The sequence below is a fragment of the Deinococcus phoenicis genome, from assembly GCF_000599865.1.
Classification (GTDB): Bacteria; Deinococcota; Deinococci; order Deinococcales; family Deinococcaceae; genus Deinococcus; species Deinococcus phoenicis.
Map to the genome: position 1 here is coordinate 48,583 of NZ_JHAC01000044.1, position 23,106 is coordinate 71,688.

Below are 23,106 nucleotides of genomic sequence, written 5' to 3' on the forward strand. Positions count from 1 at the left end.
TTCGCTGGCCGACCTCACGGCGGCCAGTCCAGCGCCCGTCCCCTTTCTGTTCAGGAGGTTTTGCTATGAAACGTCTGCTCACGCTCGCGCTGTTCTCGGCGGCCACGGCTTCGGCCCAGGGAGCCGTGACCTTTATCTGCGGCGCACAGGCCGACTGGTGCCAGGTGGTCGCCAACGCCTACAAGAAGGAGACGGGCCAGGAAGCCAAGTTCCTGCGGCTGTCCGCCGGCGAGTCGCTGGCCCGCTTGCGCGCCGAGAAGGCCAATCCCGGCTTCGACGTGCTGTTCGGCGGCACCGGCGACGTTCACGAGACGGGCACCAGGGAAAAGCTCCTGACCTTTTACAAACCCAGGGCCTGGAACGACCTGTATCCCGAACTCCGCCAGCAGGTGAAGAACGCCTATATCCCGCTGTACACCGGGGCGCTGGGCTTCGCGGTCAATGACACGGTTCTCAAGCGGCGGAACCTGCCGGCGCCCCAGGACTGGACCGACCTGGGCGACCCCCGCTACAAGGGCCTGATCGCCATGCCGAACCCCAACACCTCCGGCACGGCCTACACCATGATCACCACCCTGATCCAGATCTACGGCGAGGACAGGGCCTTCGACCTGCTGAAGAAGATCCACAACAACGTTCCCCGCAACGGCTACACCCGCCCCGGCTCGGGCGCGGCATTCCTGGCGGCCCGTGGTGAGGTGGCCGTGGGCGTGACCTTCATGCACGACGCGGTGGCGCAGAACGTCCGGGGCTTCCCGGTGCGGGCCGCCGCGCCCAGAAGCGGCACCGGCACCGAGATCGGCGGCGTGAGCCTGGTGACGGGCGGCCCCAACCCCGAAGGCGGCAAGAAGTTCATCGACTTCGTGTTGCGGCCCGACATTCAGAAGCTCGCCGCCACGGTGGAGTCCTTCCAGATCCCGTCGAACAGCAAGACGCCCGTGCCCGCCGCCGCCCCCAACCTCGACAAGATCAAGCTGATCGACTACGACTTCGCGAAGTGGGGCGAGACGGCCACGCGGAACCGCATCATCTCCCGCTGGACGAAGGAGGTCTTCCCATTGCCACGTCGCTGAATCCCCCGCTGGGCCGCCTGACCCGGCCGCGCGCCCTTCAGCTCGCGTTGCTGGTCTGGCCGGTGCTGGGGCTGCTCGCCTTCGCGTTCCTGCCCTGGCAGCGCAGCGGGCGCGCCTTCCTGGCCGGGGGCGACACGGCGCTGGAACTGCTGCCCGCCGCGCCCTGGCTGTGGGTGCCGCTGCTGGCCCTGGTGGCCTCGCTGGCCGCCGGCTTCCTGAATCGCGCCGTCCGGGCCTGGCCCGCGCTGGTGGTGGGCCTGGCGGGCTTCTTGGTCACGGCCTCTTTCATCGTCTTCCGGAATCAGCCGGTGGACCTGGGGGCGCTGGTTACGGCGCTGTCACTGCTGTCGCTCACCGGGATGGCCCTCTCGGACACGGGCATCATCAAGGCCGACCGCTTCATCGCGGGCGCGACCCTGTGGGTGGGCCTGTTCCTGATCCTGTTCGTGATGTTCCCGCTCGTCAAGGTGCTGCGGACGGCCTTCGGTGAGACGGGTTTCAGCCTGGAAGCCTTCCGGTCGGTGCTCGGTTCGCCCGCCTTCTTCGTCCTCGAAAACGACACCACGCCGCGCAGTGAGGGGACGCTGGCCCTGATCTGGACCGCCGTGGGGGCGTTGGGCGGTCTGGCCCTCTCGCTGTGGCGGCGCCGTCCCGCGCTCGCCGTGCTGCGGAACACGCTGCTGGCTGCCCTGGGTGCCGGCGTGCTGGCCAGCTTGCTGCTGGGTTTCGGGGCACTGCGGAATAGCCTGCTGCTCTCGGTGAGTGTGGCCGCCGCCTCGACCGCGCTCGCGTTCGCCTTCGCGCTGCTGGGGGCTCGCAGCCGGGCACCCTTCGGTCCCTACCTGTTCCTGCCGCTGGCGCTGGCCGGGTACGCCGTCGGTTCACTGGCGTCCAGCACACCGACGACGGCGGCTTACGGCCTGCTGTTCAAGGGGCTGGGCGTCCTGCTGGGCCTCGCGCTGGCGGGGTGGTTGACCCGGCGGCGGGTCACGGCGGCGCGGCTGCTGGGGGTCTTCTCGCTGCTGCCCATCATCACGCCGCCCTTCGTGATCGGCTTCGCGCTGATCTTCCTGCTGGGCCGCCAGGGGCTGATTACCCACAGTATCCTGGGCCTGGACACCGACGCGCTGCTGGGGCCGCTGGGTGTGGGCATCGCGCAGACGCTGGCCTTCACGCCCATCGCGTACCTGGTGCTGGTCGGCGTGGTGCAGAGCCTGAACGGCACGCTGGAAGAAGCCGCCGTGACCCTCGGCGCCAACCGCTGGCACGTGCTGAAAACGGTGATCTGGCCGCTGGTCCGGCCCGGCCTGGCAAACGCCTTCTTGCTGACCGTGATCGAGAGCCTCGCGGACTTCGGGAACCCCTTCATCATGGGCGGGTCGTTCCTGGCCACCGAGGTGTATTTCGCGGTCGAGTTCAACCCCAACGAGGCGTCGGTGTACGGCACGGTCCTGCTGGCCCTCAGCATCACGGCGTTTCTGGTGCAGCAGGCCTGGGTGGGCCGCACCAACTTCACAACCGTGACGGGCAAGCCCACCCAGGGCGGCGTGACGCCGCTGCCTCCCGCGCTGGAACGCTCCCTGCTCGTGCTGTTCACGCTCTGGGTGCTGCTGGTCGGCGCGGTGTACGGAAGCATGCTGTTCGGCGCCCTGGTGAAACTGTGGGGCTTCAACAACACCTTCACCGTGGAACACCTCCTCAACCTGTCCTCCGGCTCGATGGCGGTGTTCCTGAATACCCTCAAGATCGCCGCGATCAGCAGCGTGCCGGTGCTGCTCCTCAGCGTGGTGATCGCCTTTCTGATCACGCGGCAGAAGTTCTTCGGGCGGGGCTTCATCGAACTCGGCTCGCTGCTCTCCTTCGCGGTTCCGGGCACGGTCATCGGCATCGGCTACGTGATGGCGCTCAACAGCGGCTTCGCGTACCTGACCGGCACCATGATCATCCTGGTGATCGCCTTCGTCTTCCGCAACATGCCCGTCGGCATCCGCTCGGCCGTCGCCAACCTGCGGCAGATCGACCCGGCCCTGGAGGAGGCCAGCACCACCCTGCGCGCCAGCAGCGTGACCACCCTGCTGCGCGTGGTGATGCCGCTGATCCGCCCGGCGCTGGTGTCGGCCCTGATCTTCGCCTTCGTGCGCGCCATGACGGCCATCTCGCAGATCATCTTCCTGATCTCCCCGGATCACAAGGTCGTGACCAGCGAGATTCTCAGCATGGTGGAACGCGGGCAGCTCGGGGACGCCGCCGCCCTCTCCGCCCTGCTGGTCTTCACGCTCGCCGCCGTGATCGCCCTGACGAACCTGCTCGTCAGCCGCCTGGGTACGCCCGTCAAGGTGACCTCATGACCACGCTTCCCGCACCCCGCCCGACCGCCCGCTTTCAGGCCAGCCAGGCCGCCCCCGTCCGGCTGGAAGGCATCACCAAACGCTTCGGCAGGAACACCGTCGTGAACCGCGTGAGCCTCGATATCCAGCCCGGAACGCTGGTTACCCTGCTGGGTCCCAGCGGCTGCGGGAAAACCACCATCCTGCGGATGATCGCCGGGCTGGAAACCATCACGGAAGGCCAGCTCTCCATCGACGGGGAGGACGTGACCCAGCTCTCGGCGGCCCAGCGGGACGTGACGATGGTGTTCCAGAGTTACGCCCTCTTCCCGCACCTGAGCGTGCTGGAAAACGTCGCGTATGGCCTGCGCGTCGGCCGCCACCCCCAGCCCCTCACGGCGGCGGAAGAAGCCCTGGCCCTGGTCGGCCTCGGCGGGTACGGGGGCCGCGCGCCTTCCCAGCTTTCGGGCGGGCAGCAACAGCGCGTCGCCCTGGCCCGCGCGCTGGTCATGAAGCCCAAGGTGCTGCTGTTCGACGAACCCCTCAGCAACCTGGACGCCAAGCTGCGCCGCAAGATGCGCAACGAGATTCGCGCGATCCAGCAGGACCTCGGCATCACCGCCGTATACGTCACGCACGATCAGGCCGAGGCGCTCGCGATCTCGGACGTGGTCGTGGTGATGAGTGCGGGGAACATCGAGCAGGTCGGGAGTCCCGAAGACCTCTACCGCCGGCCCGCCAACGCCTTTGTGGCCGACTTTATCGGGGAAGCCAACCTGCTCCAGGCCACCTACGACGGCCAGCAATTGGCGTTCGGGAGCGTCACCCTGCCTTACACCCAGCCGGGCGCGCCCACCGGAAACGTGCGCGTGCTGGTCCGCCCGGAGGCCATCGCCTTCAGCCACACCGGGCTGGCTGGCCGCGTCACGTCCGGTGCCTATCTGGGGGCCACCACCGAATACACCATCGACACACCGGCCGGTGAGGTGCTGATCGCCCCGCCTTCCGAGGCGACGGTGCTGCCGAACGGGACCGACGTTCGCCTGTCCTTCCGCAGTAACGGTCTGTACATCCTGCCCGCCTGACCCACCCCCCTCCCAAGGAGACCCCATGCGCCACCTGTTCCTGTCCACCGCCCTGCTGCTCTCCAGCGCCACCGCGCAGGTCACCATCTTCAGCATCCCCGCGCTGCCGCCGGGTATGACGGCCCCCAGCCAGCCGCCCGCCCAGAGCAACCCGGCCACCCCGGCCGGTCCCGTCCAGAAGGTCGAGATTCAGGAGGTGGAGGTGACCTCGCCGGTCAGCACGGGCACGTCCCCCACGGTGGCCAGCGAGGACGTGGGTGAAGTCTCCATTCCCCTGCGGGCCACCGACAAGGACGGTCGGCCGGTCGCGGGCGTCTCCATCGACTGGGAAGTCAAGAACACGGGCAAGGCCCCGGTGTACGTCATTTCCAGCCAGAGTGGCGGGGCCGAACAGCTCCTGGGGACCACCATCGCGCCGGGCGAGACCTGGAAGGGGACCACGACCACCGGCCCGGACGGCATCACGGCCCTGCTGCTGAACGCGGCGGCCAGCACTGCGGCGGCCCTCAAGGTCACCGGGCCGACTGGGGAAGTCAAGAACCTGCGTGAGGCCGCCCAGACCATCGACTGGATCGGGGAGTAAGGCCGTCTTCCCGGGAGTCCCGCGCGGCCAGGAAGGGCGGCGCGGGGCTTGTCTGTGAACGTCCCACACGGCGTTCGGGGAAGGCACCTTGCGGCTTGCCAATCAGCACGAGGGATACCGGTTCGAGGACCTGACCGGCGATTTCGTTTGTGCCAACGAACTCAGGCCGGAAGCGGGCAGGACCTCCACCCTCATCCCGGCGGACTTCCTGATGCCGCCTAAAAACCAGCGGCGGTTTGAACCTCTCCGCCCACGTGTTTTGCTCACCGGCTGACCCGCCGCGTGGCCTCCGTGGAGGAACTGCAAAAGAGCGGTAGCCCTCCGCCAGCCCTGTGCTGTGCGGGGCCAGGCAGTCTTGCGGAAAAATGATCTGTATATTACTATTACGTCATAAGCGTAATTTAAAAGGAGCTTACGTATTGTCCCCGATCCTCGACCAACTGACCGCAGACATCGCGCTGGCCCTCGCACCTGACAGCAGCAGCGCCAAAGCCGCCCAGAAGCTCGCCCGCCCGTCCGGATGGCCCACGCTGGCCCGCGACGGCGACGTGCTGTGGGGCGAATGCCAGGGCAGTGGCGCGCACCCCTACCTGGTGGGTGTGGATGCCCGCAGCGCCGAGATCGCCAGCAAATGTAGCTGTCCCAGCCGCAAATTTCCCTGCAAGCACGCGCTGGGGCTGCTGCTCCTGCATGCCGCACGGGTGGGGGAGTGGCAGGCTTCCTCTCCGCCCCCCGACCTCGCCAGGTGGCTGGGGGGCCGCGTGGCCCGCGCCGAGAAGGCCGCGCAGCCCCCCGATGACCAACCTGCCGACCCTACCGCACAGGCCAAGGCTCAGGCCAAAGCCCAGGCCGCCCGCGACCGCAAGCGTTCGGCGGGGCTGGAGGACCTCGAAGTATGGCTGAGTGACCTCGTGCGCGAGGGGCTTCAGGCCGCCCGTGCCCGCCCCTACGGCGACTGGGACCGGCAGGCGGCGCGGCTGGTCGATGCCCAGCTGGCGGGCGCGGCGCGGCAGGTCCGGCAGCTTCCGGAGTTGCTGCACGAGGGCCGTGCCGACCCTGGGGGCGAAGCTCTCACCGCCCACCTGGGACAGCTGTGGCTGCTCACGCAAGGCTGGCGCGTGCGGGACACCCTGGGCGCAGCTGAGCGTGCCGACCTCCTGACGGCGCTGGGCGCACCGCTTGACCGTGCCAGCCTGCCCCCGGCCGCGCCGCAGGTCTGGCAGGCCCTCGGCTCGGTGCAGGAGGAGGAGGGGAAACTGAACGTGCGCCGCACCTGGCTGCTGGGGGAAGGCCAGCCCGGCGAGGAACCCCGGCTGGCCCTGCTGCTCGACTTCGCCCCGGCGGGACAGGCGCTGCCCCTGCCCCTGGCCCCGCAGCAGCCCTTCACGGCGGCCGTGGCCTACGCGCCCTCGGCCCACGCCCAGCGGGCCATCCTGCAGGGAGAAGCGGCGGTGGCGGCCACCCCACTGCCCCTCCCCGGCGGAACACTGGCAGAATTGCAGGAGCGGTACGCGGCGGCGCTGGCCCTGAACCCCTGGCTGGAGCGCATCGGCGCCTTTGTCGGCCCGGCGTACCTCCATCTCGACCCGCCGCAGCTTTGCGACGCCGAAGGCCACGCCGTTCCCCTGAGTGCGCGGGTGGAGCAGGCCGACCTCTGGGTCATGCTGGCACAGGCGGAAACGCAGATGCGGACCTATTTCGGTGAATGGGACGGCGTGACCTTCCTGCCGATAGGGGCCGTCTCCACGGAAGTGGGCCGGCCGGGGGCCGCCGGAACCCTGCACGAACCTGGAGTGCCCGCATGAGCCGCGACCTGCGTGATCTGGCCGTGGTCGCCACGCGCGGCACCAGCCGGGCCGAGTTGCCTGCCCCCGCCGGGGCGCTGGCCCAGGCCCTGTCGAGTGTGCCCGGCGACACGCCCGAGGCCCGGCTGCTGGGCCGCGCCGCCCTGCTGGGCCTGCACGCCCGCGCCGGCACGCCCCTGCTGAAGGCTGCCGCGCCGCCGCCCACACCTCTGCCTGGCCCCGACCGTCCGCTGCCGCCCGCCCTGGCGGCCCTGCTGCCCACGCTGGTCCGAGCCGATCTGACCGCCCCGGCGTTGGAGACGGTGTCGGCGCACGGCTGGACCCTGAATGCCGCGCAGGTGCTGGCCCTGCATGGTCAGAATCCCGACCTGGCCCACTCGCTGTGGACCCTGGCCGACGTGCGGGCGCGGGCCACCTTGGACGCCCATCCCCTGCACCGGCAGGCGCAGAAGGCCGGGGAAGAAGCCGCCTGGGCCGCGAGACTGGAAGCGTTGGCCGAGCTGCGCCGGAGTGACCCGGCGCGGGCTGCCCAGGAATTGCAAGAGCTGTGGGCCGCTCAGCCCGCCGACCGGCGCCGGGAACTGCTGGCCCTGGTGCGCCGCGACCTGCGACCCGGGGACCGCCCCCTGCTGGAAACGGCGACGCGCGACCGCTCGCCCGAACTGCAAAAACAGGTGCGGCAGCTTCTGGGCCACCTGCCTGGACCCCTGCAAGACGAGTTGCTGGCGCTGCTGCCCCAGGCGGTCAAGGTGAGCGGCCCGCTGAAAAAGAAGATCACCTTCGGGGCCTTCGACCTGCCCGCTGCGCTCGGCAAGCCGCGGGCCGGACAGTACGATGACGGCGACCTGCACCGCCTGCTGGGTGCCCTGCCCACGCCGCTGATCCTGAAAGCCCTCGGCGTGAGCTGGGACGAGCTGCACAGGGCGGCCAGGGCGCACCACTGGTCCCTGGCGAATGAATTGCAGGAGCCGCCGCCTCCCGTGCCGGAGCCGCTGGACCCCGCCACGGCCCGCGCCCGGCTGCGCGACCTTGCCGGGCAGCCGAAGGTGTCCCCGGAAAAGCTGCTGGACGCGGTGCGGGCGCTGCTGCTGAATCCAGGGGCGGACCTCGTGGCAGAACCGGTCGACCTACAGGTCACCCTGGCCGCGCGCGCACTCCATCTCTTTCAACGTGAGGGCCAGAGCGGCGTGGTGCCGGGCCTGGCCGGTCTGCTGGGCGAGCGCCTCTCGCCCGACCTTACCCTGCCTCCGCCCACGCCGCTGCCTTTCGAGCTGCCGCCCCTCCCGAAAAAGCTCCCCTCCTGGCAGACGCCCGCCGACTGGGAGGAGCGCCAGCGCCAGCAGCACGCCCAGAGGGAACATGCCGCCTTGCAGGCCTGGCGCGACCTGACAAGTACCTTGCGCCTGCGCCGCGAGTGGCGTCACGCCCTGGCCGCCCAGACGAACCTCTAGCCCTTCAAGGAGTGATCCCATGACCCCCTCCCAGAGCAACACCGCCCCCGAAGTCCTGCGCCAGCACGCCGAGCAGGCCTACGCCCACGAACTCGCTGCACTTGAGCAGCACGACCGCTTCCCGCGCCCGCCCAAATGGAACCTCAGCCCGCGTGCCGTCCTGACCTATCTGATGGGTGGTCAGGCAGGTGACACCGAAATCACGCCGAAATATGTGGGCGAGGCGCGGCTGATGGAAATCGCCGTGGCGACCCTCGCCACCGACCGCGCGCTGCTGCTGATCGGCGTGCCGGGCACGGCCAAGAGCTGGGTGAGCGAGCACCTCGCCGCCGCCATCTCGGGCGACAGCACCTTGCTGGTGCAGGGCACGGCGGGCACCGACGAGAACGCCATCCGCTACGGCTGGAACTACGCCCGGTTGCTGGCCGAGGGGCCGAGCGAGGCCGCGCTGGTCGAGAGTCCCGTCATGCACGCCATGCGTCAGGGCAAGATCGCCCGCCTGGAAGAGCTGACGCGCGTGCAGAGCGACGTGCAGGACACCCTGATCACCATCCTCTCGGAAAAGACGCTGCCGGTACCCGAGCTGAACACGGAGGTGCAGGCGGTGCGCGGCTTCAACCTAATCGCTACGGCCAACAACCGCGATAAGGGTGTGAACGACCTGTCGAGTGCTCTCAAGCGCCGCTTCAACACGGTCATTCTGCCCGTGCCCGACAGTTTGGAGGACGAACTGAGCATTGTGACGCGCCGCATCGAGTCGCTGGGCCGCAGCCTGGGCCTGCCCGAGCTGCCCCCGGCCCTCGACGAGATCCGGCGCGTGGTGACGGTCTTCCGCGAGCTGCGCGCGGGCGTGACCGAGGACGGCAAGACGAAACTCAAGACGCCGAGCGGCAGCCTCAGCGTGGCCGAGGCGATCAGCGTGGTGACCAACGGCCTGACCCTGGCCGCCCACTTCGGCGACGGCGAGCTGAGCAGCCGCGACGTGGCCGCCAGCGTCATCGGGGCCGTGGTGAAAGACCCGGTGCAGGACCAGGCCGTCTGGAACGAGTACCTGGAAACGGCGGTCAAGAAGCGGGCGGGGTGGAAGGAGTTCTACGCAGCGTGTCGGGAGGTGAGCTGAGGTGGTCCCACAGGGCCGCCCTGACAGACGGCAATCTCAGGCCGTCTCAGCCTTCCCCCTCCTCCCGCGTCCAGTCCTCACAGCGCAGCCCCGGCACGTGGGCGAACTCCCCAAGATTGTTCGTGACGACCCGCGCGTTCAGGCTCTGGGCGTGGCCCGCGATCAGCACGTCATAGGGACCGATGGGCGAGCCGCTGCTCGCCAGGGCGGCCCGAATCTGGGCAGCAGCTTCGGCCGCGTCCTTCCCAAAGTCGAAGACATCCAGCGTCCCCACGAAGGCCGACAGGCGGGCGGCATTCTGGTCCGGGCGACCGCTGCGGCGCACCCCGTACCAGAGTTCGTGCAGGGTCACGCTGGAAATGCCCAGCCGGTGCCCCGCCGAAGTCACCTCCTGCATCCGGCGGCCCACCTGCTCCGGGCGGCGGTTCATGGTGAAGATGCAGATATTGGTGTCGAGCAGATAGAGCAGGGGTGGCGTCACACCAGCGCTTCCCGTTCCTGCTGCGCCGCCGGCTGTTCCCGTTCGAGGGGGCCTTCAAAGGCCGTCAGGGCCTCGAAGATCGCGAGGCCGTCTTGCCGCTGAACCGGCGTGATGATCAGGTCACGGCCCCGGCGAACGATCTCGACCTCGCCGTAGGGCAATTGCAGCTCCTGCGGAATACGGACGGCCTGACTGTTGCCGCTCTTGAATGTTCGGCTGCGCGTCATGGGTTCACCTTGCCGTAAGTATATACCGTAGATACATTTCGGGCATTCCTCGCCCCTTCTGGAGTTCGTTCATGGCCCAACCTGACCTCACCATCTACCCCATCCGCCACCACGGCCCCGGCTCGGCGCGCAGCGTGGGAAGGGCGCTGGAGGCCAACCCGCCCGCCACGCTGCTCATCGAGGGGCCGGTGGACGCCGACAACCTCTTGCCCTTCCTGAACGACCCTGCCATGACGCCCCCCGTTGCGGTCATGGCCCACGTGCAGGGCCAGCCCGAGCGCTCGGTGTTCTATCCGCTGGCCGAGTTCAGCCCCGAATTCGTGGCGATCCGCTGGGCACTGGCGCGCGGCGTGCCGGTGGCCTTCATGGACCTGCCCGCCAGCGTGACCCTCGCGCTGGGGGAGGAAGGGGAGACCCCAGCCGGGACCGACCCGGATGCCGATCCAGCGCCCACCTCTCCTGCCGACACCGTGCGCCAGGACCCTCTCGCGCTGCTGGCTCAGGCCGCCGGCTACAGCGATTTCGAGCGCTGGTGGGACGCCCTGGTCGAGTCGCGCGGCGAGGGCGAGGCGGTCTTCGCGGCGATTGCCGAGGTCATGGCGGCAGTGCGCGAGGCCGAAGACGGGCATACGTCCGGGCGCGACCTGATCCGCGAGGCCCAAAGAGAAGCGCAGATGCGCCAGACCATCCGCGCGGCGCTGAAAAAGGGTAGCGTGGCCGTCGTGTGCGGCGCGTGGCACGCCCCGGCTCTGACCCCCGAGGTGCTGGCCCGCGAGGCGAAGGCCGACCCGGCACGCCTCAAGGGGCTGCCCAAAGTGAAAGTGGCCCTGACCCTCACCCCCTGGACGCACGGGCGGCTCACGCAGGCGAGCGGTTACGGGGCGGGCGTCACGTCGCCGGGCTGGTATGCGCACCTCTTCGGGACGCCTGCACAGGTGAGCGAGCGCTGGTTGACCCGTTCGGCGCGGCTGCTGCGTGGGCACGGGCTGGACGCCTCCAGCGCCCAGGTCATCGACGCGGTGCGGCTGGCCGACGCCCTGGCGACCCTGCGCGGGCGTCACCTTGCGGGCCTGGACGAGCTGACCGACGCCACGCGGGCCGTCTTCGCCTGGGATTCCGACACGCCGCTGCGCCTGCTCTCGGAGGAACTGTTTGTGGGTGAGGCGTTGGGCACTGTCCCTTCAGGTGTCCCCGCCGTGCCGCTGGAGCAGGACCTGGCCGGAACGCTGGCCCGGTTGCGCCTGAAGCGCGAGGCCACCACCCGCGACCTCACCCTGGACCTGCGCGAGGACGCGGGCCTGAACCGCTCGCAGCTCTTCCACCGCCTGAACCTGCTGGGCGTGCCGTGGGCGAGGGAGGCGCACAGCAGCGGCACGGGGACCTTCAAGGAGGCCTGGACCCTGCGCTGGGACCCGGAATTCAGCGTGCGCATCGTCGAGGCGAGCCGCCACGGCAATACGCTGGTGCGCGCGGCCCAGACGGCGGCGGTTTCCCAGGCGCGGCGGGCACCTGATCTGGGGGCGCTCTCGGCGCTGCTGGAAGTCACGCGGCTGTGCGGGCTGCCCGGGGCCGCCGCCTTCACGCTCGCCCGCCTGGACGCCCGCGCCGCCGACGCCGACACCGCCGCACTGCTGCTCTCGCTCCCGCCCCTGGCCCGGCTGGCCCGCTACGGCGACGTGCGGGCGCGTGAAGGCGACGACCTGCGGCCCGTGTTCCGCACCCTGGTGGCGCGCGCTGCCGCCGGGCTGCCCAACGCGGCGCACGGGCTGGGCGGGGAGGCCGCGCAGACGCTCCACGGCCAGATCGCGCAGGCCGACGCGGCGGTGCGTCTCCTCGACGACCCGGAGGCCAGTGCCGAATGGGTCACGGCCCTGCACGCCCTGGACGCGGAGGGCACCGCGCCCCTCCTGCGCGGCGATGCCGTGAACCGCCTGCGTGACCGCTGTCTTCTGGACGCTGGGCAGGTGCAATCTCGGCTCGCGGCGGCCCTCGCACCTGGCGCCCCTCCGCTGGACGTGGCCGCGTGGCTGAGCGGCTTTATCGGGGAGGACGGCGGGACCCTGCGGCACGACCCTGCGGTGCTGGCTCTGCTCGACGCCTGGGTGACGGAACTCGACCCGGACGCTTTCGGCGAGGTGCTGCCCCCCCTGCGCCGCGCCCTCTCGCGCCTGGAACCGCACGCCCGCAAGAGGTTGGGCGAGGAATTGCGCGGGCTGGAACGCGCCGAACAGGTGACGCAGGTCAATGGCGACCTGGGGGCCAGGGTGGTGCCGGTCGTGCTGCGGTTGCTCGGAGCCACCCTGCCTCATGGAGATGCCCAATGACCGAACCCGCCCCACAGAACCTGACCCCCGAACTGGAACGCTTGCGCCGCTGGCGCCTGCTGCTGGGCGGCGAAACCGCGCACGGCGAAAGTGCCGACGGCACCGGCTGCGAGCTGGGCGAGCACGACCGCCGCCTCGACGCGGCGCTGGCCTCGCTGTACGACGGCGCCCCCTTCACCGTGCAGACCGAAAAGCCCCAGAAAGGCCGCAAGTCGCACCGGAACGTGGGCTTCGGCAAGAGTGCCCCTGCCGTGGCCGCGTGGCTGGGCGAGGTCCGCGACCTCTTTCCGCAGTCGGCGGTGCAGGTCATGCAGCAGGACGCGGTGGAGCGGCTCAACCTGAAAACCATGCTGCTCGAACCCGAGCTGATGGAGCACCTGCAACCCGACGTACATCTGGCCGCCGCCCTCCTCAGCCTCAAGGACGCCATGCCGGATCAGGCCAAGGCGCTGGCGCGGCAGGTGGTCGCGCGGGTGGTGGACGACCTTCAGGCCCGCCTCGCCGAGCCGCTGCGCAGCGCCGTGACGGGCAGCCTCAACCGCTCGCAACGTAACCTGCGCCCCCGCCAGAACGAGGTGGACTGGGGCCGCACCCTGCTGAAGAACCTGCGCACCTACGACCCCGAGCGCCGCAGCGTGATTCCGGAGCGCCTGGTGGGCCACGGGTGCGCCCGGCGGCAACTCAAGGCCGTGACCCTGTGCGTGGACCAGTCGGGCAGCATGGCGTCCAGCGTCGTGTACGCGGGCATTTTCGGCGCAGTGCTGGCGAGCCTCCCGGCCCTGAAGACGAATGTGGTCGTGTACGACACGGCGGTCGTGGACCTGACCGACCACCTCGCGGACCCGGTGGACGTGCTGTTCGGCGTGCAGCTCGGCGGCGGCAACGACACCCCGCTCGCCCTGCGCTACTGCCGGGGCCTGTTGCAAAACCCCGAGGAGCACACCTTCGTCCTGATTTCTGACCTCTACGAGGGGTCGGGCAGCGCCGAGATGATCCGCCGCCTGAACGAGTTCCAAGAGATGGGCGCCCGCGTGATCGTCTTGCTGGCCCTCGACGACGACGGGACGCCGAGCTATGACCAGGGCAACGCCGCCCGCCTGGCCACCCTGGGCATTCCGGTCTTCGCCTGCACGCCGGACTTTTTCCCCGAGCTGATGGCGACGGCACTCCAGGGGGCCGACATCGGTGCCTGGGCGGCCTCGCGCGGCATCGTGACGGCCCGCTCGGCAGCCGGGGCGGGTCCGCTGCCTGAAAGCTGACTGGCTGGGGCGAATAGGCGATGGGCGGCCTATCCACTGGAATGCGGCAGGAGCCAGGGGGAAAAGCATTCCAGCAGGTTCTCTGGACAAGCAGCTTCCCCGGTCAGTCTCAGCTGGTTCTCCGGAGGCCGCCCGGAATCACCGGCCCCGTCCAGCCCGTTCCCCGCGATCTTGCCCCGGAGGGTGAAAAATCGGGAGCCACTTCACCTGTGGTAGAACAGCTGAAGTTTCTATTCTTTTCTTCTGAGCACCCCGCTGACCTCAGGGCGGACCGCGACAGATGTTCCCCGTTCTCGAGCAAGGAGGCAGGACATGAACCACCGGAAGCTCGGCATGCTCGTTGCGCTGCTGATGGGTCAGGGTGCCCTGGCCGCGACCCCCCGTGACACGCTGGTGGTCCAGCAGGCCGCAGGCATCTCCACCCTGGACCCCACCGCCACCTACGATACGTTCAGTTCCCAGGTGGTCGAGAACATCTACGAGACCCTCTGGACATATAAGGGGGCCAGCCTGACGCAGATGACGCCCCTGCTGGCCGCCCAACTGCCCACCTACACGAACGGGGGCCGGACGCTGGTCGTGCCGCTCCGCCAGGGGGTCAAGTTTCACAGCGGCAACCCTCTGCGCTGCGCCGACGCCGAGTACACCTACCGCCGGAACCTGGTGACCAATTCGCCGGAGTCGGCCAACTGGTTTGTCAGCGATGCGCTGCTGGGGACACCAAAAAACGCGGCCGACGACAAGAGCGTCACCTGGGCGCGCATCCGTTCCGCCGTGAAGTGTGACGCGCAGGGGCGGCTGGTGTTCACGCTCGCCAAGGTGGACCCGGCCTTCATGACCAAGCTGGCCCACGCGAGTCAGGGCGTCCTGGACCGGAACTGGGCCATCAAGCAGGGGGAATGGGACGGAACCGAGAAAACCTGGCGCGACTGGGTAGGCAAGGATGTCAGTGGCAGCCAGCTCAGCCTCCACCCGAGTGGGACCGGCGCATACCGGCTGGTGAGCGCGAAGTCGGACGGCGTGATCTTGCAGGCGTTCCCGAACTACTGGGGCAAGGCCCCGGCCATCCGGAACGTCTTTTTGCAAAAGGTCGCCGAGCTGGCGCCCCGGCAACAGGCGTTCCTGTGGGGGGACGCCGACCTGATCGAGGCCGGCACCCGCGCCAATGTCGACGCGCAACTGCGGGGCAGGCCCGGCGTGGTGGTCGTGGACGGGCTGCCCAGTGCGTCCGCGCAGGCCCTTTTCATGAACAACAAGGTCACGCCGAGCGAAGCGCTGGGCAGCGGCAAACTGGACGGCAAGGGCATCCCGGCCAACTTCTTCAGTGACCCTGACGTGCGCCGGGCTTTTGTGGCCGCCTTCGACTATGGCCGCTTTATCAGGGAGGTTCAGGGTGGCAAGGGCACGCCCCGGACCATGCTGCTGCCGGAGACGTTCCTGGGCTATTCCAGGGGCACGCAACTCCCCGCGTACAACCCGGCCGAAGCCCGCCAGGCGTTCCAGAAGGCGTGGGGAGGCGAGGTCTGGAAGAACGGCTTTGTCATCAATGCGAACTACCGCACCGGCCACGTGCTGGGGCAGACGGCCCTGGAAATCCTGAAGCAGAACGTGGAAGCCCTCAATCCGAAGTTCCGCATCAATATCCAGGTGGAACCCTGGTCGGAGCAGTCCGTGCGCTTCCAGAAGGGGGAAGAGATTCTGCTGCCGATGGGCTGGAGTGCCGACTACGCCGACCCCGACAACTTCATGTATACGTTCTACTCCAGCCAGGGGTACTTCTACCCGTCCAACAACTGGAAGGATGCCGAGGTGGACCGCTGGCTGGACCAGGCGCGGGCCACCATTGACCCGGCAGCGCGTGCCCGGCTTTACAGACAGGTGGCGGAGAGAGCCGCCGACCGTAATGCGTTTGTCTTGCTGCCTGCCGACCAGAACGTCCGGGTCATCCGCAGCAACCTGCGGGGCGTTTCGGCCAGCACCTATAACCCGATGCGAAGCTTCTCGTTCACCGGGACCTTTCTGCGCGAACTCAGCAAAAATTGAAGGCTCTTGCCAGAGTTAGAGCGGCCGGGTCGGCCTGGGGCCGCAAGGAAGCCGGTGCACTGGCTGGATGACGGGAAGTCTCAGGCATTGCACCGGAAGAGGGAGCGAAGAGGCGCTCGATGCTGGGGAAGCGCGCCTGTATTCTGCCAGGGCGGGGCTGGTCATGGAGCACCCTCATCCTGGCGGGATACCGGCTCCCCCTCAGATGCGGCCGCCGTCCAGAAGGGGTCGGTCGCGCGCAGTGGCCGGGCGAACAGGTACCCCTGACCCAGGGTGCAGCCCAGGTCGCGCAGCACCGCGAGTTCCTCTGCGGTTTCCACCCCTTCGGCCACCGTCTCCAGCCCGAGGCTCTGTGCCAGCATGATGATGGCCCGTACCACGGCGTAGGCCGACGACGCTGGATGCAGCTGCGACACGAACGAGCGATCAATCTTCAGGGTATTGAGCGGCAGGCGGGGAAGGTAGCTCAGGCTCGAGTAGCCTGTGCCGAAGTCGTCGACCGAGATCGAAACCCCCAGATTCCTCAGGTGTTGCATGCGCCGCACGGATTCCTCGGCGTCGCTCATCACGACCCGCTCGGTCAGCTCCAGTTCCAGCCGCCTGGCCGGGAAGCCTGTGTCCCGCAGGCAGGCGGCCACCGTGTCCACAAAGTCCGGGTGTCCGAACTGCACGGCCGAGACATTCACCGCGAGGTGGAAGGCCCGGCCCTGCCGCCTCCACACGGCACCCTGGCGGCAGGCTTCCCGTAGCACCCACTCGCCGATGGGAACGATCAGGCCCGTCTCCTCCGCCACGGGAATAAAAGTGGCGGGCGGCACCAGGCCGAGATCGGGGTGACGCCAGCGCAACAGGGCCTCGGCCCCGACCACCCGCCGGCTGCCGAGCTGAACCACCGGCTGATAGTGGAGTTCCAGCTCTCCCCGCTCGGTCGCGCGGCGCAGGTCGGCGCCCAGCCGGAAGCGCTCGGACGCCTGGTCCGCCAGCTTCTGGTGGAAGACGACCGAGCCGGGCTTGCGGCGTTTGGCGGCATACAGCGCGAGGTCGGCGCTTCTCTGCATCGCGGCCCCGTCTGGCCCCCCTTCCGGTGTGACACTGATCCCGATGGACGCCGTGACGGAGAGTTCCCGGCCGGGGAGAACCAGCGGGAGGGCCAGGGCCTCGTGGACGCGGGCCGCTGTCTCCCGGGCGGCCTGTTCCTCCGCCAGGGGCATGACCACCGTGAACTCGTCTCCGCTGATGCGGGCCAGGGTGTCGGCGGGGCGCACGCAGCCTTTCAGGCGGCCAGCCAGCAGGCGCAGCACCTCGTCACCCACCGGGTGCCCGAAGTTGTCGTTGATGTCCTTGAACTCGTCGATGTCGATGAACAGCAGACTGGCCGGCGTCCCCAGACGTGCCGAGGTCTGGAGCGCCTCCTGTAAGCTCTTTTCGAACAGTTGCCGGTTGGCCAGCCCCGTCAGCACGTCGTGATTGGCCTGGTGCCGCAGCTGCCCCGTGAGGCGGTGGTGCTCAATCGCCACGGCAGCCAGGTGGCGGGCCTTGCTCAGCACGCTCAGGGTCTGCCCCGAAAACGGGCCGGGGGCAGTGCCGTAGAGGGCCAGCGCCCCCAGCACCACCCCGCCGCCGTCCAGGATGGGGAGAGACGCGCAGGTCCGTAACGCGTTGGGAGGGAGGCGGCGCAGATAGCCGGCGCAGTCCGGGTGGGTCAGGAGATCCTCGACCACCACCATCTCCCCCCGGGCGACGGCGGTGCCGCATACCCCGGCCCCCTCCCGGATCTCGATGCCGCTCAGCACCGGGTGAAACGTCGGGGGGAGGCCCGGTGCCGCCGCCAGCTCCAGCCGGTCCCCCTGAACCAGCAGGATGGTGCAGTGGTGGCCGGGAAACTGGCGCTCCACCATCTGCGCGACGTGATGCAGGATCTCGGGGAGCGCGCGGCCCTGCACCATCATTTCCAGAATGTCGTTGCGGTCCTGCTGGGCCTGCTCCTCGGCTTTCCTGGCAGTGATGTTCTGGAAGTACACGGCGAGGCCGCTCCCGTGGGGATAGGCGTTGATCTCGAACCAGCTGCCCAGCGGCGGGTAATACTCCTGAAAACACACGCCCCGCTGTTCATCGACGGCCTTCTGGTACTGCTCGGGGAAACGCCCGCTGAGGGTTTCGGGGAACATCTGCCAGACCTGCTGTCCCAGCAGTTCGGCGGCCGGTTTCTCAAGCAGGACCTCTGCCTGGGGATTGAGGTAGAGGAAGCGCCAGTCCTCGTCCAGGGTGTAGAACGCTTCCTGAATGCTGCTCAGAATGTGGGCGGTTTCCTCGGCCCGCCTCAGAACTTCCTGCTGGGCTGCCCGCAGGGCCGTCAGATCACGGGAGGTGGCCAGGAGCCTTATCACCTGACCGTCCGCGCCGAGGATCGGCGTGACCAGCACATCCCAGAACTTGCGGTTTCCCGCTGCGGTGGGGCAGTAGCCCTGAAAGTGGCCACGCTCTCCCCGGCAGGCGGCCTCCACCGCCCGTTGCAGGTCGGCCTGATGCTCCGGCGGCCAGAGAGCCGCCCAGGGCTGGCCCTGAATGTCCCGGAAATCCGGGACGGCCATGCTGGCCTGCCCGCTCTCGTTCATCCACAGCAGCTCACCGGTCAGGCTCAGCACCTTCAGGCAATCCGGGCTGCTGCCCACCAGCCCGCGCACGAAGGCCATCTGCCGCTGAAGTTCATGCTGGGCATCTATGCGCTCGGTGACGTCCTCGTGAACGACCAGAACGTGGCCGGCATCGTCCCCCAGGCGAGTCACGCGCAGCTGAAACCAGCGTTCCTGGTGGGGCGCGTGACAGGCATAGACCTGCAAGTACTCCTCCTCGGTCCCGGACATGACCCGCCGGATGCCCGCCGCTGCCTCCCGCGCTTCCGGTAGGCCGCTGGCCCCGCACAGCGTGAGGTAGTTGGCCCCCACCCCGTCCCCCGCCATCTTCAGGCCGTTGGCCTCCCCGAAGCGCCGCCACGCGCGGTTCACCTGCACGATGCACCCCTGCCGGTCCAGCACGGCGAGCGATGAGGGGAGGGCGTCGAGAACAGCGTGGACATCAACGGCGCGAACGGTCTGGGTCGTGGCGTGCTGGGTCATGGCGTGGTCCTGGGCGAAGTGGGGCAGGGCAGGAGGCTAGCAGCTCCTGCCGATGCTGGCACTTCCGCCCGCTTCTCTGGTGTCCATGGCCTTGAGGCTAACGTTCATGCTCCGGCGGGACATGGCCGAGGGTCACACCCTGATTCAGGGTCCTGGTGGGTGCGGTGGCTTGCCGCACCCCCGGCCCGGGCCACCGACACGCAGGCAAGGTAGCCGCGCGGGTGGCGAATGCCGCCGAGAACTCTGGCGACTTGTTGCGCAGAACAGAGCTGGAGAAAGCTGCGTTCGACACACGAAGTCGCCAGAGAGGGGGCGGCAGAAATCCATTCTGTGTCCCGGCGTCTCCTCCAGGGTGTGAAGTCGCTGATCGGGTGGAGGTCCGGGAGCTGGCCCGGCTCCGGTGAAGGCCCAGCACCTCCGCTCTCAGGACCTGGGGCAGCGGACGTCCTGGCCGAAATACTGCTCGCTGAGCTTGGTATAGGTGCCGTCGGCCATCAGGGTGGCCAGAGCCTTGTTGACGCTGTTCAACAGGTCGGGATTGTTCTTTCTGACCGCCATTCCGATGCGCTCGGGAAAGATGATGTTGCCGATCTGCAACTTGCCGGGAAGGACTTTGCTGGCGTCGATGGCGTTGAAGCGGTCCAGGACCATGGCGTCCGCACGCTTGTTCAGAACCGCGTTCAGCTGGTCGTTGGTGGTGGGAAAGGTCTTGACTCCGCCGATGCCGGGAAGCTGCTGCACGTACTTCAGGTAGGTGGTGTTCACCCCCATGGTCACGACCTTGCCCTTCAGGTCGGCGATGGTGCGGGGACCACCCGGCCGGGCCACCAGAACGCCGCCGCTACAGTAGTGCGGCGTGGAGAAGTCGACCGCTTTCAACCGGTCGGGTGTGATCCCGTGCGACGCGATGACCAGGTCGTAGCGGTCGCGGTCCAGCCCAAGCAGCAGGCTCTCGAAGACGACCGTGGTCCACACGGGTTTGACGCCCAGCTGTCTGGCGATGGCGTTGCCCAGATCGACCTCGAACCCCGTGAGGGTCTTGTTCTTGTAATAGTTGAAGGGGGGGTAGTTGCCTTCGGTGGCCAGGCGCAGGACGCCCGAGGCCTTGACCTGCGCGAGGGTGGCCCCCTGTGCCGGGGAGAAGGCCGCGAGGACGGGAATAAGGAACAGCAGGGGACGGATCCGGGGGTGGCGCATGTTCTTCTCCTCCTGGTTCAGGGCTGGTGGGTGACGGGTTCCGGGATGGGGGTGCCGTGTCCGAAGGCACCGAAGGTGGCGCAGTTGCGGGCGGCCTCGTTCGCTCCGGCGGCCAGGGCCTGTGCTGCATTCCGGGTGCTGAACCAGCAGTGCAGAAAGGCCGCGATGAACGCGTCTCCCGCACCCAGCGTGTCCACCACCGCCGCAGGAACGATATCTGCGTGGAAGAATTCACCGTTCAGGAGGGCAAGAGAGCCGTGCGCGCCGCGTGTGACCACCACCAGGCGTGCCCCCAGGGCAGCGGCGCCGGCGGCCTGCTGCTGCGCCTCCGCGAGGCTGCCCTCGCCGGCGGACAGGAAGGCCACGTCGAGCAGGGGGGCCATCCGGCCAAGCTGTTCGGGCGTCCAGTCGGAGGAGAAGTCGAAGGACAGGACGGGCGCGGCCTGACGGATGCGGGGAAGAACAGCCTCCAGCTCGCTGTAGATGCTGGTGTGGACGAGGTCATGCTGGGCCATGAAGCCCAGGTCCTCGTCGGTCAGGGTCCAGGCCCCCTGCACGCCGGGATCGCTCCCGACGAAGTGGCGGTCACCGTCCCGGTGGTCGATGCCCGACCAGGAGGTCATCCCCTCGACCTGGCGGCAGTGGCTGAGGTCGACGCCTTCGGCCCCCAGGGCGGCCAGGATCAGCTGGCCCGCCGCATCGGTGCCGACGCAGCCCAGGTAACTGGCCGGATGGCCCAGCCGCGCACTGAGGGCGGCCACGTTCACGGCGTTCCCGCCGGGGTACATGGTCTGGCTGCTCAGGTAGAGGTCGACGGTGTTGTCACCGATTCCCAGCAGGCGGGCCACCTCAGTACTCCGTGACCCACATGTAGCGCCGGGTGTCCAGCGAGTGGTCGTGTTCGGCGGCGAGATGCTCGGCGAAGCGGTTGAGGGCGGCCTGGAGGGCGTAGGGAGCGAACAGGGGCCGCACTTCCGGCGCGACGCCCGTCATGGGAAAGTCGCGCGAGTCGTAGATCATCAGGCGGTCGGTGTACTTCCGGCAGAAGGTGACGGCGCGCTCGGTCAGGGGACGGCTGGGGTCCTCGCCGAGCAGCAGCATCACGGGCGTCTGGGCGTCGAGAATCTCGAAGGGGCCGTGGAACCATTCCGCCGCCTCGAAGGGCACGCTGTGAAGCCACTGCATTTCCATCAGCATGCACACACCGAACACGTAGGCCGTGGTGAACATGGGGCCGGAAGCGAGGTGGTAGATGATTCTGTCGTCGCGGTACTGCCGCGCGTCCGCACGCCCACGGGCGTCACTGAGCTGCGCGGACTCCACCAGAACGCCGGGCAGCGCGTCCAGGGAGCGCATCAGCGGTTCGAAGAGGGGGTAGCCTTGCCGGGCGTCGAGCAGACCCGCCAGAAAGCCCTGAAGCACGATATAGACCCCGGTGTGGGCCTGCTCGGTCTCGCCCATCAGGAGGAGGTGTTGCACCGCCTGCGCCAGCGGCTTGTCGCGCGTGGAGGTGACGCCAAGTGTCATGCAGGGTTTGTCCTGCAAGTAGCGCGCTGCCTCGACCGTTTCCTGGGTGGTCCCGGACTTGGAAGCGAGGATGACCAGCGTCCGCTCGTCGAGCGCCGGCTCCAGGGTCATGAATTCGGCGGGGAAGTACCGCTTGACCTGCACGTCCGTCCGGGCCTGGTCGAGCCAGTATTCCAGGCCCAGCATCACGCGGTTGGGCGCGCCACAGGCGACGAAGTAGATGCGGTCGATCTGCCCGGCGAGCTGCCGTCCCAGGGCGGCGGCTTCATCTTTGGCGCGCAGGGCGCCTTGCAGACTCCCGGTGATGAGAGCGGGGTCGATAGGCGTGGCAGCAACGCGGGTGGCGGCATCTGAAGTGAGCATGCTTCTCCTTGGTCTACTTGGTATAGACCAAGAATAAGGGGGGCAGGGAGTCCCGTCAACCGCCCGCTACAGAGACGACCCGGCCCGGCCCTCGCCGATGTTGAAGACGACCAGCTGGGGGTGGTTGACGGACTTGAGATACTCGAACGGCTGCCCCCGGGCGTCCTGAACCACCGAGCGGTACAGCAGCACGGCCTGATCCGGCTGAAGGTTCAGGGCCTGCGCCTCGGATGCCCTGGCGGGGGCAACGCCGATCATGCTCTCGCCCAGCGCCGCGACAATTCCGAACCGCTCCTCCAGAAGCTGATACAGCGATTCCCCCCCCAGGAGGTCCTCGGCGGCCAGTCCCGGCACCCGCCGCGCGGAGAGGTAACTGGTTTCCAGGCAGAAGGGCACGTCATCCACCAGCCGCAGCCGCCGGATCATCACCACCGGACTTCCCGGGGGCAGGTGCAGTTTCTGGCCCACACTGCCCGACGCGGCCGTCATCTGGAATTCAAGGAGCTTCCCCCCGGCCCGGCCGCCTGTGGCCGCCACCATCTGCGTGATGCTGTGCAGGTGGGCATGGTTCAGCAGGCGGCGGACCTTCGGCGGACTTACCCGGGTCCCGGTGGTGCTGTCCCGTTCCAGCAGGCCCTGCCGCACCAGGTTGTCCACTGCCCGGCGCACCGTCATGCGGCTCACGCCCAGCGTCTGGGCCAGTTCCCGTTCAGAAGGCACCTTGTCGCCTGGCAGGTATTCACCGCCTTCCAACATGTTCTGAAGGCGCTGCTGAACCTGAAGGTAGCGCCGCTGCGTCACATCTTCCGTCACGGCTCTAGCATGCCGCCTTCCGGGCCAGAGTGGAGTGGGAGGGAAACCGGCCAGCGGGGAAGACAGTAGCTTTCTCGCCGGTGGGGGACCGGACCGCGAAGACGGCCAGCCGCACCACCCGGGTCGCCACGACAGAGGTTAAAGACAGGTGTTCAAGAGGCCTAGTGGAGCGCCACAGGCATAATGAGGTTTAATTTAGGGACGGATAGCGGCGGCTCAGTTTTACTCGTGCGGCATGTGTGGTGAACTGCCAACGCCGTTTAGGGCCTGGGGCTTGCGGGGCAAAAATAGCGTGCTGAGCGCATAAAAAGA

At 68.5% G+C, this 23,106-nt stretch carries 17 protein-coding genes; 10 read left to right on the forward strand and 7 right to left on the reverse strand.

Annotation, left to right across the window (positions count from 1 at the left end):
- Positions 1 to 65 precede the first annotated feature (65 nt).
- The 7 genes from DEIPH_RS13500 to DEIPH_RS13530 all read left to right on the forward strand — a co-directional run bounded on the left by DEIPH_RS13500 (position 66) and on the right by DEIPH_RS13530 (position 9,444).
- Complete coding sequence (locus DEIPH_RS13500; RefSeq protein WP_034358994.1) at positions 66 to 1,073, forward strand: ABC transporter substrate-binding protein; 1,008 nt, start codon at positions 66 to 68, stop codon at positions 1,071 to 1,073.
- A complete protein-coding gene (locus tag DEIPH_RS13505; protein ID WP_051517384.1) occupies positions 998 to 3,421 on the forward strand; it encodes an iron ABC transporter permease in 2,424 nt (807 codons plus the stop codon). The genes DEIPH_RS13500 and DEIPH_RS13505 overlap by 76 nt, the downstream gene beginning before the upstream one ends.
- Positions 3,418 to 4,485, forward strand: a complete 1,068-nt coding sequence (locus DEIPH_RS13510) for an ABC transporter ATP-binding protein (protein ID WP_051517385.1) — start codon at positions 3,418 to 3,420, stop codon at positions 4,483 to 4,485. Before DEIPH_RS13505 ends, DEIPH_RS13510 begins: the two co-directional genes overlap by 4 nt.
- A gap of 25 nt (positions 4,486 to 4,510) precedes the next feature.
- A complete protein-coding gene (locus DEIPH_RS19900; protein WP_034358995.1) occupies positions 4,511 to 5,068 on the forward strand; it encodes a hypothetical protein in 558 nt (185 codons plus the stop codon).
- Between the two features lie 419 nt (positions 5,069 to 5,487).
- Positions 5,488 to 6,873: an SWIM zinc finger family protein gene (locus DEIPH_RS20840; protein ID WP_081790924.1), complete on the forward strand. Its 1,386-nt coding sequence runs from the start codon at positions 5,488 to 5,490 to the stop codon at positions 6,871 to 6,873.
- Positions 6,870 to 8,324: a DUF5691 domain-containing protein gene (locus DEIPH_RS13525; protein ID WP_034358996.1), complete on the forward strand. Its 1,455-nt coding sequence runs from the start codon at positions 6,870 to 6,872 to the stop codon at positions 8,322 to 8,324. Before DEIPH_RS20840 ends, DEIPH_RS13525 begins: the two co-directional genes overlap by 4 nt.
- A 19-nt stretch (positions 8,325 to 8,343) precedes the next feature.
- Entirely contained in the window at positions 8,344 to 9,444 is a 1,101-nt protein-coding gene (locus DEIPH_RS13530) for an ATP-binding protein (protein WP_034358997.1), read from the forward strand.
- A gap of 46 nt (positions 9,445 to 9,490) precedes the next feature.
- Here DEIPH_RS13530 and vapC read toward each other — a convergent pair whose 3' ends face one another.
- Positions 9,491 to 9,925 (reverse strand): type II toxin-antitoxin system tRNA(fMet)-specific endonuclease VapC, encoded by a 435-nt coding sequence (gene vapC, locus DEIPH_RS13535; RefSeq protein WP_235183252.1) that lies wholly within the window; start codon positions 9,923 to 9,925, stop codon positions 9,491 to 9,493.
- Positions 9,922 to 10,152 (reverse strand): antitoxin, encoded by a 231-nt coding sequence (locus DEIPH_RS13540; protein ID WP_034358999.1) that lies wholly within the window; start codon positions 10,150 to 10,152, stop codon positions 9,922 to 9,924. The genes vapC and DEIPH_RS13540 overlap by 4 nt, the downstream gene beginning before the upstream one ends.
- A gap of 71 nt (positions 10,153 to 10,223) precedes the next feature.
- Here DEIPH_RS13540 and DEIPH_RS13545 point away from each other — a divergent pair, with 71 nt between their 5' ends.
- The 3 genes from DEIPH_RS13545 to DEIPH_RS13555 all read left to right on the forward strand — a co-directional run bounded on the left by DEIPH_RS13545 (position 10,224) and on the right by DEIPH_RS13555 (position 15,778).
- Positions 10,224 to 12,476, forward strand: a complete 2,253-nt coding sequence (locus DEIPH_RS13545) for a DUF5682 family protein (protein WP_034359002.1) — start codon at positions 10,224 to 10,226, stop codon at positions 12,474 to 12,476.
- Positions 12,473 to 13,735 carry a VWA domain-containing protein gene (locus tag DEIPH_RS13550; RefSeq protein ID WP_051517386.1) on the forward strand — a complete coding sequence of 421 codons (1,263 nt, stop codon included), beginning with the start codon at positions 12,473 to 12,475 and terminating at the stop codon, positions 13,733 to 13,735. Before DEIPH_RS13545 ends, DEIPH_RS13550 begins: the two co-directional genes overlap by 4 nt.
- A 312-nt stretch (positions 13,736 to 14,047) precedes the next feature.
- A complete protein-coding gene (locus tag DEIPH_RS13555; protein ID WP_034359004.1) occupies positions 14,048 to 15,778 on the forward strand; it encodes an ABC transporter substrate-binding protein in 1,731 nt (576 codons plus the stop codon).
- Positions 15,779 to 15,939: 161 nt separating this feature from the next.
- Here DEIPH_RS13555 and DEIPH_RS18870 read toward each other — a convergent pair whose 3' ends face one another.
- From DEIPH_RS18870 to DEIPH_RS13580, 5 genes are all read right to left on the reverse strand, one after another.
- A complete protein-coding gene (locus DEIPH_RS18870; RefSeq protein ID WP_051517387.1) occupies positions 15,940 to 18,894 on the reverse strand; it encodes a bifunctional diguanylate cyclase/phosphodiesterase in 2,955 nt (984 codons plus the stop codon).
- Between the two features lie 423 nt (positions 18,895 to 19,317).
- Complete coding sequence (locus DEIPH_RS13565) at positions 19,318 to 20,091, reverse strand: ABC transporter substrate-binding protein (protein WP_034359006.1); 774 nt, start codon at positions 20,089 to 20,091, stop codon at positions 19,318 to 19,320.
- A 17-nt stretch (positions 20,092 to 20,108) separates the two neighbouring features.
- Positions 20,109 to 20,939: a PfkB family carbohydrate kinase gene (locus DEIPH_RS13570; protein ID WP_034359007.1), complete on the reverse strand. Its 831-nt coding sequence runs from the start codon at positions 20,937 to 20,939 to the stop codon at positions 20,109 to 20,111.
- A 1-nt stretch (position 20,940) separates the two neighbouring features.
- On the reverse strand, positions 20,941 to 21,981 hold the full coding sequence (locus tag DEIPH_RS13575) for an SIS domain-containing protein (RefSeq protein WP_081790925.1): 1,041 nt from the start codon (positions 21,979 to 21,981) through the stop codon (positions 20,941 to 20,943).
- A gap of 66 nt (positions 21,982 to 22,047) precedes the next feature.
- Positions 22,048 to 22,794: a GntR family transcriptional regulator gene (locus DEIPH_RS13580; RefSeq protein WP_034359009.1), complete on the reverse strand. Its 747-nt coding sequence runs from the start codon at positions 22,792 to 22,794 to the stop codon at positions 22,048 to 22,050.
- Between the last annotated feature and the right edge of the window lie 312 nt (positions 22,795 to 23,106).

Coding starts and splice junctions, on each gene's coding strand:
- DEIPH_RS13500 (WP_034358994.1), top strand. CDS start 66: ATGAAACGTCTGCTCACGCTCGCGCTGTTCTCGGCGGCCACGGCTTCG.
- DEIPH_RS13510 (WP_051517385.1), top strand. CDS start 3,418: ATGACCACGCTTCCCGCACCCCGCCCGACCGCCCGCTTTCAGGCCAGC.
- DEIPH_RS19900 (WP_034358995.1), top strand. CDS start 4,511: ATGCGCCACCTGTTCCTGTCCACCGCCCTGCTGCTCTCCAGCGCCACC.
- DEIPH_RS13525 (WP_034358996.1), top strand. CDS start 6,870: ATGAGCCGCGACCTGCGTGATCTGGCCGTGGTCGCCACGCGCGGCACC.
- DEIPH_RS13530 (WP_034358997.1), top strand. CDS start 8,344: ATGACCCCCTCCCAGAGCAACACCGCCCCCGAAGTCCTGCGCCAGCAC.
- DEIPH_RS13540 (WP_034358999.1), bottom strand. CDS start 10,152: ATGACGCGCAGCCGAACATTCAAGAGCGGCAACAGTCAGGCCGTCCGT.
- DEIPH_RS13545 (WP_034359002.1), top strand. CDS start 10,224: ATGGCCCAACCTGACCTCACCATCTACCCCATCCGCCACCACGGCCCC.
- DEIPH_RS13550 (WP_051517386.1), top strand. CDS start 12,473: ATGACCGAACCCGCCCCACAGAACCTGACCCCCGAACTGGAACGCTTG.
- DEIPH_RS13555 (WP_034359004.1), top strand. CDS start 14,048: ATGAACCACCGGAAGCTCGGCATGCTCGTTGCGCTGCTGATGGGTCAG.
- DEIPH_RS18870 (WP_051517387.1), bottom strand. CDS start 18,894: ATGACCCAGCACGCCACGACCCAGACCGTTCGCGCCGTTGATGTCCAC.
- DEIPH_RS13565 (WP_034359006.1), bottom strand. CDS start 20,091: ATGCGCCACCCCCGGATCCGTCCCCTGCTGTTCCTTATTCCCGTCCTC.
- DEIPH_RS13575 (WP_081790925.1), bottom strand. CDS start 21,981: ATGCTCACTTCAGATGCCGCCACCCGCGTTGCTGCCACGCCTATCGAC.